Source organism: Sulfitobacter sp. THAF37, from assembly GCF_009363555.1.
In the GTDB taxonomy this organism is placed as follows: domain Bacteria; phylum Pseudomonadota; class Alphaproteobacteria; order Rhodobacterales; family Rhodobacteraceae; genus Sulfitobacter.
Genome location: NZ_CP045372.1, coordinates 2,097,283 through 2,110,108 on the forward strand (window position 1 = coordinate 2,097,283; position 12,826 = coordinate 2,110,108).

Sequence of the window (12,826 nt, forward strand, 5' to 3'; positions counted from 1 at the left end):
AGCGGAGGTGCCGCGTCACCAAAGGGCGGACAGAATGTGGCTGAAATCGCCGTCCTGTGCTCACCCCGTCGCAAAGCGCCCTGCCGCCGCGCGCCAGCCGGGCAGGGTGGTGTCGAGGTAATCTTCGATCCCGGTCAGCCCCGCGGCCCGCAGGGCGGTTTGCATCTGGCCCATCACGCGGGGCATGAACCGCAGGTAGCCCGGTTTGCCGTCCCGCCTGTCGAGGCGTGGAAACAGCCCGGCGATGCGCGTGTGACGCTGCGCGCCCAGCAGATGATAGCGGTGCAGGATGCCGGCCCGGTCGTCCGTCCCCGCGGGGACAGCGGCGAGATAACGCTTTAGCATCAAGGCCTCCAGTCCCGGCGCCAGATCCCGGCGGGCATCCTGCAACAACGAGACGAGGTCGTATTCCGCAGGACCCGCGACAGCGTCCTGAAAGTCCAGCAGCCCGCAGCGTGCAACACCTGTGCGGTCTTTGAGCAGCATCAGGTTGTCGATGTGGAAATCCCGCAGCACCAGGGTATGGGGCCTGCCCTCAAGCGGCCCAAGGGCCTGTCGCCACAGGGCGCGCCAGGGGGCGTCGAAATCCGCCGGGGGCATGTCGGGCCGCAGGGCGGGCACGAACCAGTCGGAAAAGATCGTCAGTTCATCCAGAAACGTATCAAGGCTGTAGTCCGGCACGGCAACCGCCGTGGCACCCTGCGCCCCATGCAGATGCGCCAGCGCATCGACCGCCAGCGCATAAAGCGCCGTCTCGTCCGCGTCCGCCCCCAGCAGCGCGCCGTAGGTTGTGGTGCCGAAATCCTCGATCAGCGCAAGGCCCTGTGCCGTATCTTTGGCCAGCACCTCGGGCGCGCTCAGCCCCAGCGCGCGCAGATGCGCGGAAAGACGGATAAAGGCGGCAAAGCCCACGGGATCCTTCGGGTCCTCCATCACAAGCAGCCCCGCCCCCGGCAGGCGGTAATAACGCCGGGCGGAGGCGTCGCCGGGCAGGGCGACCGGGGCGGCATTCTCAAGGCCGTGTCGGGCAAGAAACGCGTGAAGCTGGGGGTGATCCGGTGTCATAGGCGCATATCGGCGATTTCGGGGTCCGCTTGCAAGCGCCGCAAACGCAAACGGCGCCCCGGATGGGGGCGCCGCTGCATCTGGTTCGGGTCAGGCTCAGGCCGCGACGAGGTCGAAGCGGTCGGCTTCCATCACCTTGGTCCAGGCCTTGACGAAGTCGTCGACAAAGCTGTCGTTCGCATCCGCCGCGCCATAGACCTCGGCCAGCGCCCGCAGTTGCGAGTTGGAGCCAAAGATCAGGTCGGCGCGGGTTGCGGTATGGGTGACTTTGCCGGTCTTGCGATCGGTGGCCTGGAACACCTGCTGACTGTCGTCGACAGCTTCCCAGCTGTGGGTCATGTCCAGGATATTGACAAAGAAGTCGTTCGTCAGCGTGCCCGGCTTGTCGGTGAAGACACCGTGATCGCTGCCGCCATAGTTGGCACCCAGCACCCGCAGGCCGCCCACCAGCACCGTCATTTCCGGCGCGGTCAGGGTCAGCAGCTGGGCCCGGTCCACCAGCAGTTTCTCGGTCGGCACCGCGAACTCCGCCTTCAGGTAGTTGCGGAAGCCATCCGCCTGCGGCTCCAGCACGTCAAAGCTTTCCACGTCGGTCTGCTCGGCGCTGGCGTCCATGCGGCCGGGACGGAAGGGAACCTCGATGGTGCGCCCGGCCGCTTTCGCCGCCTGTTCCACCCCGACGTTGCCGCCCAGCACGATCAGGTCCGCAAGCGATACCTTCTTGCCGCCGGAGGCGTTGTCGTTGAAGTCCTTCTGCACGCCTTCCAGCGCGTCCAGAACCTTGGCGAGCTTGGCAGGCTCGTTGACTTCCCAGTCTTTCTGCGGGGCCAGACGGATGCGCGCGCCATTGGCGCCGCCGCGCTTGTCCGAGCCGCGGAAAGTGGAGGCCGAGGCCCAGGCCACAGAGACCAGGTCGGAGGTGCTCAGCCCTGTCGCCAGGATCTTCTCCTTGAGCGCGGCAATGTCGCTCTGGTCCACCAGCGGGTGATCCACTTCGGGGATCGGGTCCTGCCAGATCAGGTCTTCCGCCGGCACTTCCTTGCCCAGGTAGCGGGTCTTGGGCCCCATGTCGCGGTGGGTCAGCTTGAACCAAGCGCGGGCATAGGCATCGGCAAAGACGTCCGGGTTGTCGAGGTAATGCTTGGCGATCCGGGCATATTCCGGGTCGACCTTCATTGCCATATCGGCGGTGGTCATCATCGGCTGATGCGTGCGGCTGCCGTCATGGGCGTCCGGGACCGTCCCGGCCAGAGCGTCGCCTTTGGGCTTCCACTGATGGGCGCCCGCGGGGCTCTTTGTCAGTTCCCATTCGTTGTTCAGCAGCGTTTCCAGATAGGACATGTCCCAGGTCGTGGGCGTCGCCGTCCATGCGCCCTCGATGCCGCTGGTGATGGCGTGCAGGCCGACACCGGATTCAAAGCTGCTCTTCCAGCCCAGCCCCATGTCTTCGATGGCGCCCGCTTCGGGTTCGGCCCCCACGAGGCTCGCGTCGCCCGCGCCATGCGCCTTGCCGAAGGTGTGGCCGCCGGCGGTCAGCGCCACGGTTTCTTCGTCGTTCATCGCCATCCGGGCAAAGGTTTCGCGGATGTCGTTGGCCGAGGCCTGCGGATCGGGGTTGCCGTCGGGGCCCTCCGGGTTCACATAGATCAGGCCCATCTGCACGGCGGCCAGCGGGTTTTCCAGCACACGTTCGCCGGAATAGCGGCTGCCGGGCTTGTCGGAAGTGGCGAGCCATTCCTCCTCGGTGCCCCAGTAGATGTCTTCTTCGGGTTCCCAGATGTCAACGCGGCCCCCGGCGAAGCCGAAGGTCTTGAAGCCCATGGTTTCCATCGCGACGTTGCCGGTCAGGATCATCAGGTCGGCCCAGGACAGGGCGCGGCCGTATTTCTGCTTGATCGGCCACAGCAGGCGGCGCGCCTTGTCCAGGTTGCCGTTGTCCGGCCAGGAGTTCAGCGGCGCGAAACGCTGCGAGCCCGAGCCCGAGCCGCCGCGCCCGTCACCGGTGCGGTAGGTCCCGGCGGAGTGCCAGGCCATGCGCACGAACATCGGCCCGTAGTGACCGTAATCCGCGGGCCACCAGTCCTGGCTGTCGGTCATCAGCGCGGCGAGGTCCTTTTTCACCGCGTCGAGGTCGAGCTTCTTGAATTCCTCGGCATAGTTGAAATCCGCGCCCATCGGGTCGCCCAACGGGGTGTTCTGATGCAGGATCTTCAGGTTCAGCTGGTTCGGCCACCAGTCCCTGTTGGAGCGCATGTCCTGGGTCGTGTGCTTGCCTGCGCCATGCATGACGGGGCAGCCGCCCTTCTGGTCGATATCGTTTCCATCCATGGGTATGTCTCCTCGGTTTCTGAATTAGAATCGTTATAACCGGGCGGACCGGGATTTATAAGTTGGTTTTGCTGATTGCGCTGATAACTTCGCCTTATGAAGAATCTTACCATAAGACAGTTTCGTTATTTTGAAGCAGTTGCGGCGCAGCGCCATTTCGGGCGCGCGGCACAGGTCTGTGCGATTTCGCAACCGGCGTTGTCGGCGCAGATCAAGGAGATGGAAACCGCCCTGGGCAAGCCGCTGTTCGAAAGGGGGCCACGCCATGTGCGTCTGACCGCTTTCGGCGCCGAATTCGCAACCCATGTGCGCCGGGTGCTGGAACAGGTGGACGCGCTGGAGAGTTTCGCGCGCGAAGCGCAGGGCGATCTAACGGGTGAGTTTCGGCTCGGTGTCATTCCCACCATCGCGCCCTACCTGCTGCCGCGTCTGATCGGGCCACTGACGGCGGCCTATCCGGGGCTGGACCTTCAGGTGCGCGAGACGCTGACCTCGCGACTTGTGCGCGAACTGCAGGACGGACGGCTGGATGCCGCCATCGTTGCCTTGCCCGTGTCGGTCCCGTCGCTGGTGGAGGTTCCCGTGTTTTCCGAGACCTTCGTGTTTGTCCGCCCACAAGGGGCCGCAAACCAGCCGGTGCCCAGCGGCCGGGAACTGGCCGACAAGCGGGTTCTGCTGCTGGAAGAGGGGCATTGTTTTCGCGATCAGGCGCTGGCGTTCTGCAACAGGCCCGCATCGGTCCCGCGCACGGGGCTCGACGGCAGCTCGCTTGCCACGTTGGTCCAGATGGTCGGCGCGGGGATCGGCGTGACCGTGATCCCGCGCATGGCCGTGGCGGTGGAAACACGCTCCGCCGCGGTTGACTGGACACCTTTCGCCGGGCCGCAGCCCAAGCGGACGGTGGGGATGATCTGGCGCAAGAGCAGCCCGCTGACGCGCCACCAGGCAGCATTCGCCCGCTTGGTCCGACAGGCTGGCGAAGAGGTGCTCGCCGCCGGTCCGGCGGACTGAAACCGAACCAATTTCCTCAAATCCTAGCTAATCTCTACCCCCTGTCCCGCGCAGCCGGCCGGCAGGCGTTAAGCCGCCCGTAAGACATGTTTTCCTATGGTTCGGACAAGTGCCCCTCGGCGGGCCGAATCTGTTTTTCGAAGGGAAATGCCAATGTCCGAACCGGCCAGGGAAAACCACCGAGTCACTTTCACGCGCAGTCTGTTCTTCAAGACCGCCCTTGTCGTGGCGGTCTGCGCCATCGGTGTCGTTACCGCGATCGAGATCATCAATGCGCGCTCGGCGAAACAGCGGTTGCACCAGGCCATACTGGAACGTGCGACCGAGGTGACGGATCTGCTGGCGCTGCAGATCGGCGGGGCGATGAAGTTCCGCAACATCGAGGCGTTGGATCAGATCGTTTCCGGCAGCCTGGCCAAATCGCGGCCCGATGCCCTTGATGCCGTGATCGTGGACGCCGACGGCGCGTCTCTTCGGTCGGACGAGGGGATGCAGACGGAACCCCAGATGCTGGCACTGGCAGAGGAGGCTATGGCACATCAGGACGTGCGGGTCGACGACGCTCGGTTGATTGTCGCAGTTCCGGTCCTGTTCGGCAGTGCAGAGCAGCCCGTCGGCGCCATTGCGACGCAGTGGACCGACGAGTATCTGCTGGCAGACTACACCGATTCCGCGATCAAGAGCCTGCTTGCGGGCCTTGTGGCGCTGCTCTGCGCATTGGCGGGGGCGTCCTATCTGCTGCACCGTCTCGTCTCAACCCCGCTCAAGGGGCTGGGTCACGCGATGAAGGGCGTGGCGCAGGGCGACTACGACAGCGAGGTGCCCTATTCCGCCCGCCGGGACGAGATCGGCGGCATGGCCGGCCAGCTTGACGCGCTGCGCACGGTTCTTCAGGGCGCACGGGTGGCGGCCCACGAGACCGCCTTCAAGAGCGCGGCCTTCGTCGGCTCTTCCGCCCCCCTGATGATGGTGGACACCGATTTCCGGGTGATTTTTGCGAACCCGGCCTGCGAAGACATGATGACCGCGAACATGCCCGCAATGGCAGATGCCTGGCCGGGGTTGACCGGTGAGACGCTGATGAACGCCGACCTGCGTGCCTTTGCACCCTTGCGCGATGCCATTTCCCGTGCGGAACGCACCGGCATGAGTGCCGGGGCCGAGCCGGTCAGCGAAATGGTCAAGATCGGGGACCGCCTTCTCAAGGTCACGATGAGCCTGGCGGAAGGAGCCGACGGCGAATGGATCGGCTGGGTCATCGAATGGGCGGACCGCACCGAGGCGCAGCGCAACTCGGCCCTGACCCAGGCGCTGGATGCCCAGCAGGTGGTGATCGAGTATGACCTGAACGGCAAGATCATGGGGGCGAACCAGAACCTGCTGGATCTGATCCAGGGCACGGTCGAGGATACCGCGAAATGCAATCTGTCGTCGATGTTTGCCAACAACCTGGAGGGCGACAGCGACGGTCGCAAGTTCGTGGCACAGCTTCTGGCCGGGGAGCCGAAACAGGGTCGGTTCAACGTGTTCAGCGTCCACGCTCAGCAAACCTACATCATAGATGGCAGCTTCGCGACGTTGGAAGACCATCGCGGCCAGCCGCACCGGCTGATCTTTATCGGTACGGATGTGACGGCGGAAGACAAGGCGATGCGTGCCGCCGAGGCTGAGCGCGAGCAGACTGCGGCGGAACAGGCCCGGGTCGTCACCGCGCTGGGCGATGTCCTGAACCGGCTGGCGGAGGGCGACCTGGAGACCGAATTCTCCGTCGATGTGCCCCCGGCCTACGAAAAGCTGCGAAGCGACTTCAACGGCACGGTGCGGGCCCTGCGCGAAGCGATGTCGGCGGTCATGCTGAACGCCGATTCGATCCGCAACGAAACCGCCGAAATCACCTCCGCCGCCGACGACCTGTCGCGTCGCACCGAAAAGCAGGCCGCCACGCTGGAGGAAACCGCCGCCGCGCTGGACGAGCTGACCATCTCCGTACGCTCCGCCGCGGAGGGCGCGGACGACGCCAGCAACATGTCCGCCGAAGCACAGAAGAACGCCCAGCAGGGTGGAGAGATCGCGCGTCAGGCGGTCGCGGCCATGGATGGTATCCGCACGTCGTCGCAGGAGATTTCCAAGATCACATCGGTGATCGACGACATCGCCTTCCAGACCAACCTGCTGGCCCTGAACGCCGGCGTCGAAGCCGCCCGCGCGGGCGAAGCAGGGCGCGGGTTTGCCGTGGTCGCGACCGAAGTGCGCGCGCTGGCGCAGCGGTCATCGGATGCGGCGCGCGAGATCAACGCGCTGATCTCGTCCAGCGGCGAACAGGTCGGCCAGGGGGTGGATCTGGTGGATCGTACCGGCGCGGCGCTGTCGTCCATCGTCACCTCGGTGTCCGAGATTTCAAACCGTGTGTCGAACATCGCCGCCTCGGCACGAGAACAGTCCAGCGGCCTGGCGGAAATCAACACTGCCGTGAACGAGCTGGATCACGTGACCCAGCAGAATGCCGCGATGTTCGAGGAAACCACCGCCGCAAGCCATGCGCTGACGGCGGAGGCGGACGCCCTGGCCGCGGCCGTGGCCCGGTTCCGTATCGGCAAGGAAGGCGCTGTGACGGTGGCATCCCGTCCCGCCGCGGTACAGATGCCCGCACCTCAGCCGCGCGCTGCGATGCCCGCGACCCAGGGCAATGCGGCGCTGGACGTTGCATCGGAGGTCGACGCCGACGGTTGGGAGGAATTCTGAGCCGTCGGGCCCGGCGTGCCGGGCCGTGACCTTATCCTGCGGGCAGGCGGGTCAGTCCCGCTTGCCCGCGAAGCGTTCGGCCCAGGCTGACCGGTCGTCGTCCGAAATCTTGGCGAACAGCACGTCGGGCACGTCGAAACCATGTCCGGCAGGCAAGATGCCCAGGGCCGCGGGCACATCGTCGGGCCATGCCGCGCCCTCCACCCGCATCGCGGTCAGCATCTTGGCCGCCGCATCGGGGATGAAGGGCGCCGAGAGCGTCGCGTAGAGCGGGATCAGATTGAGCGCCAGACGCACCTGCGCCGCCGCCTTGTCAGGATCGGTCTTGAACACGGTCCAGGGTGCCTGCGCCTGCAGGTATTCGTTCCCCGCCGCCCAGATCGCACGCAGCTCTGCCGCCGATTTCCGGACCTCCACCGCATCCATCTGCGCCTGATACCGCGCCATCCGGGCGGTGAGGTCGGCGATCAGGGCCTCTTCTTCCGGGCCATATGTACCGGCCTCCGGCACGGCTTCGCCGAATTTCGAGCGGCAGAACTTGGTGATCCGGCTGACGAAATTGCCCAGCACATCGGCGAGGTCCTTGTTCACCGAGGCCTGGAAATTCTCCCAGGTGAATTCCGCATCCGAGGTTTCCGGCGCGTGGCTCAGCAGCCACCAGCGCCAGTAGTCCGCCGGCAGGATGTCCAGCGCCTGATCCATGAACACCCCGCGCCCCCGCGAGGTTGAAAACTGCCCGCCGTCGTAGGTCAGGTAGTTGAACGACTTGATGTAATCGACAAGCTTCCACGGCTCGCCGCTGCCCATGATCGTGGCAGGAAAGCTGAGGGTGTGGAAGGGCACGTTGTCCTTGCCCATGAACTGGGTGTAGCGCACGTCATCCGCGCCCTTGTCGGTGCGCCACCAGCGTTCCCAGTCCTCTCCCTTGCCCGCGTCCACCCATTCCTGCGCGGACGCGATATATTCGATCGGCGCGTCGAACCAGACGTAGAACACCTTGCCTTCCATCCCCGGCCAGTCCGCGCCGCCGCGTTTCACCGGCACGCCCCAGTTGAGGTCGCGTGTAATGCCCCGGTCCTGCAATCCGTCGCCGTCGTGAAGCCACTTCTTCGCGATGGAGGTGGTCAGCACCGGCCAGTCGGTCTTGGAAGAGATCCAGTCGTCCAGCCGGTCTTTCATCTGGCTCTGGCGCAGCATCAGGTGCTTGGTCTCGCGCATCTCCAGGTCGGTCGCCCCCGAGATCGTGCTGCGCGGATTGATCAGGTCGGCGGGGTCCAGCTGCTTGGTGCAATTGTCGCATTGGTCGCCGCGCGCGTCTTCGAAGCCGCAATTGGGGCAGGTGCCCTCGACGTAGCGGTCGGGCAGAAAGCGTCCGTCGGTGGGCGAATAGATCTGCTTTTGCGAGACTTCCTCGATCAGCCCCTGGTCGGCCAGGACCCCGGCGAAATGCTGGGTCAGCTTGTGGTTCTGCGGCGAGGAAGAGCGCCCGAAGTGGTCGAAGGACAGGCCGAAACCTTCGGCGATGCGGGCCTGGACCGCGTGCATCTCGGCACAGTAGTCGGCCACCGGCTTGCCCGCCTTTGCCGCGGCCAGTTCCGCCGGGGTGCCGTGTTCGTCCGTGGCGCAGAGAAACAGCACCTCGTGCCCGCGGCCCCGCAGGTAGCGGGCATAGAGGTCGGCGGGCAGCTGGCTGCCCACGAGGTTCCCCAGGTGCTTGATGCCGTTGATGTAGGGAATGGCGGAAGTGATGAGATGTCTGGTCACGGGGCAGGCCTCTGGTCAGGGATTGGCGATGCTTTAACAGCCCAGCAAGGCGCATGCCAGCCCGTCAATCCCCCCGCTCGTCGCGCGCCCGCCCGGTCAGGCGCCCGATCAGGAAACTGGTGCGCGGCGCGTATATGTAGCGCGTGCGGTGCGGCGTGGCCCGGCCCCGGCGCATCCTGAGCAGGCCGAAGACCACCAGCACCCCGTGCCCGACGCTGATCATCATGAACAGCGCGGGCGGGCCGAAGCGGTCGATCAGCACCGAGGCGATGTAGGGGGCAAGGATCGCGCCGGCCGCGTACCAGAACATCAATGCCGCAGACAGTTCGACCCTTTCGTCGTCGCTGGCGAAATCATGGGCATGGGCGGCGGCGACCGAATAGATCGGGAAGGTGGTCAGCCCGAACAGGCCGGCGGCGAGGAAGACGCCGACCATGCCCAGCCCGGCGGAGGACACGGTGACGCCGCAGGCCAGCATCGCCGCGACAGAGAGCCAGATCAGCACCCAGCGCCGGTCGAACTTGTCGGCGAGCCAGCCCACGGGCCATTGCGCGATGGCCCCGCCGAGGACATAGGCGGCCAGGAACCAGGCGATCTGGCCCGCGTTCAGGCCGACTTCCTGCCCGTAGATCGGGCCGACCATGCGGAAGGATGCGCCGGACAACGCGGACACGACCACCCCGGCTGCCGCCAGCGGCGAGCGGTCGACGGCAAGGCGGGGGCGCAGGCGCGGCTGGGCGGGGGTGTCGGGCTGCTGCACCTTGCTGAGGGTGATCGGCAGCAGCGCCGCGCAGCAGACGATGGCCAGGATGTTGTAAGAGACATAGGACGCCGGGGCGAGGATGCCGACGATCATCTGCGCGCAGAGCGATCCGGTCATGTCCACGATGCGGTAGACGCCCATGGTGCGGCCCCGGGTCTGGTTGGTGACTTTGGCCTGCAGCCAGGCCTCGATCACCGTGTAACAGCCCGCCACGCAGAGGCCGGAGGCGACCCGCATCAGGGTCCAGGCCAGCGGATCGACAACCAGCATGTGCGCCATCAGCCCGATGGCACCGGCCGCGGTGAAGGCGGCAAAGGCGCGGCTGTGGCCGACCGACCCCATCAGCCGCGGCGCCCACCAGCATCCGATGAAGAAGCCCAGGAAATGCGCCGAGCCGAGCAGCCCGATCTCCTGCCGGGAGAACCCCAGCGCCGTGCCCGACAGCACGTCGAGCGGACCCACCCCGCCCGAGGACAGCTGCAACAGGATGACCGAGAAGAACAGGGCCGCAAAGGAAATGAGCAGACGCATGAAACTTCTTAGGCCCATTCCCGCGCCGAACCCAAGGCAATTCCCGACAGGGCGCGCCGGTTTTCGCGCAGCGCGCCGGAAATCCCCTGCCCATCGTTTCCGATCCAAGGGGGGCATTGGGTCTTGCGGTGCGAGTCTCACCCTTTAGGTCGTGTTGCCATTCATTGTCGACCACCCGCGCGAGACGGATTTTGCCGCTGGCGCCCTGATGTGAGCGCAGCAATGTGATCATTGGAAGTGAACATCCGGGAGGACAGAGGCAAAATCCGCCGCGCCCCGAAGGGGTTTCGCCAAAGTTGCCCATTTCCGCGTTACAGCGTCCCGCCTTTACTTTAAAAATAAATCACGTCGCCAATGTCCCGAGAGCGCGTAGCGCGCAGGGTATTGGCGCTTCAATTTCAAGGCGGGGCGCGCAAAGAGAGCTTGAAATAGCTGGCTATTCCTGCGCTCTCTTGCCTGGAACTGAGCAATTTTGGGCTGAAACGGGTGGCCGAAAATGAATGTCAACACGACCTAGGGTGCGCGGCAAAACGGGGAACCAGAAGATGCAGAAACGCAAACTTGGCGGCAGCGACCTGAAGGTGACAGACCTGTGCCTTGGGTCCATGACCTGGGGCACGCAAAACACCGCCGAGGAAGGGCACGCCCAGATCGACATGGCGCTGGATGCGGGCGTGAACTTCATCGACACGGCTGAAATGTATCCCGTCAACCCGATCAGCGCCGAGACCATAGGCCGGACCGAACGGATCATCGGGTTGTGGTTCGAACGCGACATGCGCCGCGACGAGATTGTGCTGGCCACCAAGCATTCCGGCGAGGGGATGCAGCACGTCCGCGACGGGGCGCCGATTTCGTCCAGGACGATCCCGGAGGCGATCGAAGCGTCCCTGCGCAGGTTGCAGACCGACTACATCGACCTCTATCAGTTTCACTGGCCCAACCGGGGCAGCTACATGTTCCGCAACAATTGGGAATTCGACCCCTCCGGCCAGGACCGCGCGGAAACCATCGCCCATATGGAGGACGCGCTGGGCGCGCTTCAGGCCGAAGTGGCGCGCGGCACCATCCGCGCTTTCGGGCTGAGCAATGAAAGCGCCTGGGGCATGACCCAATGGGCCAATGTGGCCGACCGCGTGGGGGGGCCGCGTCCGGTGGCGGTGCAGAACGAATATTCGTTGCTCTGCCGCATGGCCGATACGGATGTGGCAGAGGCCTGCATCAACGAAAATATCGACATGTTCGCCTTTTCCCCGCTGGCGGCGGGTCTCTTGACGGGCAAGTATCAGGGCGGCGCGGTGCCCGAGGGCTCGCGCATGTCGCTGAACGGCGACCTCGGCGGGCGCAAGACCGATCGTGTCTTTGCCGCGGTCGATGCCTATTTGCAGGTGGCGAGGGATCACGATCTCGATCCGGTCCAGATGGCGCTGGCCTGGTGCCGCGCGCGGCCCTTCATGGGATCGGTGATCTTTGGCGCGACCAGCACCGCGCAGGTGCAGCGGGCGCTGGGTGCGGCGGATCTGACCCTGAGCGACGAGGTCAACGCGGCGCTGAACGCGGTCCACAAGGCGCATCCGATGCCCTATTGAGCGGGCGGAATTTTGGAAAATTCCGCTGCGAGTTTTTCAAAAATTCGCCTGCTGCGACCCGCGTGCGCCCCGGCGCATCTGGCTGGGCGAGACCTGGAACCGGGCCCGGAACGCCCGCGAGAATCCGGCGGGTGAGCCGAAACCGGTGTTCAGCGCGATCTCGTTCAGCGGCAACCAGGTCTCGCGCACCAGCCGCTCTGCCTGCGCCAGCCGCAGCGCCAGGTAATGCGCCTGCGGCGTCACGCCGAGATGGGTCTTGAACTGCTGCTGCAGGGCGCGTTCCGACACGCCCAGGTCCGCCGCGATCTCGCGCAGGCGCAGCGGCGTATCCAGCGCCGCCTCCATCCGCTGCTGGGCGCGGGCGGTCAGCCGGGAATGGCGCGGGTTCTGGGCGCGGCTTTGCGGCCGCGGCGGGGCCGGGTCGAAGATAAAGGCGGTGGCGATGCGTCCGGCCAGTGCCATCCCGTGCCGCGCCCTGATGAGATGCAGCATCATCTCAAGGGCGGGGGCCGCCCCGGCCGATGTCAGGCGCTTGCCGCTGACCTCGTATCTTGTGTTGATCAGCTCCACCGCCGGGAAATTCTGCGAAAACAGCTCGAAATCCTCCCAGTGGCTGGTGGCCCGGTGTCCGTCCAGGATGCCCGCCCGCGCCATCACCCAGGGGCCGCCGTCAATGCCCGCGATCGTGGCGCCCTGTGCTGCGATCCGGCGCAGGCTCGCGGTCAGCTGCGGGGTGGTCTGCGCCTCCACCGCGAAGCCCGCGACGATGATCAGCAGATCGGTGGCGGGCATCTTGTGGATGGGGGCGGCGGGAATCTCCAGCCCGCTGGTCAACTGCACCGCCCGGTCGCGGGGGGTGGCGAAATGCCACTCGTACAGCACCCGCCCCGCCTGCCGGTTCGCCGCGCGCAGCGGGTCCACCGCCGCCGCCAGTGTCAGCGTGTTGCAGCCTTCGAGCACAAGAAGGGTGGTATGGGTAATTTCTGCGGATTTCATCAAGACATGTTCGTATTAGGAAAAGCAGCCTCTGCCA

Annotated in this window: 8 protein-coding genes; 3 read left to right on the forward strand and 5 right to left on the reverse strand. The window is 65.6% G+C overall.

Annotated features, from left to right (window positions below):
- Nucleotides 1-60: 60 nt before the first annotated feature.
- Together FIU94_RS10270 and katG are read right to left on the reverse strand one after the other, a co-directional pair.
- Nucleotides 61-1,065, reverse strand: coding sequence for an aminoglycoside phosphotransferase family protein (locus FIU94_RS10270; RefSeq protein WP_152465711.1), 1,005 nt, complete (start codon nt 1,063-1,065; stop codon nt 61-63).
- A gap of 96 nt (nt 1,066-1,161) precedes the next feature.
- Nucleotides 1,162-3,393, reverse strand: a complete 2,232-nt coding sequence (gene katG / locus FIU94_RS10275) for a catalase/peroxidase HPI (RefSeq protein WP_152465712.1) — start codon at nt 3,391-3,393, stop codon at nt 1,162-1,164.
- 96 nt (nt 3,394-3,489) lie between these two features.
- On the opposite strand from katG, the gene FIU94_RS10280 reads away from it, so the two are divergent.
- On the forward strand, nt 3,490-4,404 hold the full coding sequence (locus tag FIU94_RS10280) for a hydrogen peroxide-inducible genes activator (protein WP_152465713.1): 915 nt from the start codon (nt 3,490-3,492) through the stop codon (nt 4,402-4,404).
- Between the two features lie 153 nt (nt 4,405-4,557).
- Nucleotides 4,558-7,146: a methyl-accepting chemotaxis protein gene (locus FIU94_RS10285; protein ID WP_152465714.1), complete on the forward strand. Its 2,589-nt coding sequence runs from the start codon at nt 4,558-4,560 to the stop codon at nt 7,144-7,146.
- 51 nt (nt 7,147-7,197) lie between these two features.
- On the opposite strand, the gene metG is transcribed toward FIU94_RS10285, so the two are convergent.
- Both metG and FIU94_RS10295 read right to left on the reverse strand, forming a co-directional pair.
- Entirely contained in the window at nt 7,198-8,910 is a 1,713-nt protein-coding gene (metG, locus tag FIU94_RS10290) for a methionine--tRNA ligase (protein WP_152465715.1), read from the reverse strand.
- 64 nt (nt 8,911-8,974) lie between these two features.
- On the reverse strand, nt 8,975-10,204 hold the full coding sequence (locus FIU94_RS10295; RefSeq protein ID WP_152465716.1) for an MFS transporter: 1,230 nt from the start codon (nt 10,202-10,204) through the stop codon (nt 8,975-8,977).
- 545 nt (nt 10,205-10,749) lie between these two features.
- On the opposite strand from FIU94_RS10295, the gene FIU94_RS10300 reads away from it, so the two are divergent.
- A complete protein-coding gene (locus FIU94_RS10300; RefSeq protein WP_152465717.1) occupies nt 10,750-11,793 on the forward strand; it encodes an aldo/keto reductase in 1,044 nt (347 codons plus the stop codon).
- A 36-nt stretch (nt 11,794-11,829) separates the two neighbouring features.
- Here the strand turns inward: FIU94_RS10300 and FIU94_RS10305 are convergent, their stop codons facing one another.
- Nucleotides 11,830-12,789, reverse strand: coding sequence for a GlxA family transcriptional regulator (locus FIU94_RS10305; RefSeq protein WP_152465718.1), 960 nt, complete (start codon nt 12,787-12,789; stop codon nt 11,830-11,832).
- Between the last annotated feature and the right edge of the window lie 37 nt (nt 12,790-12,826).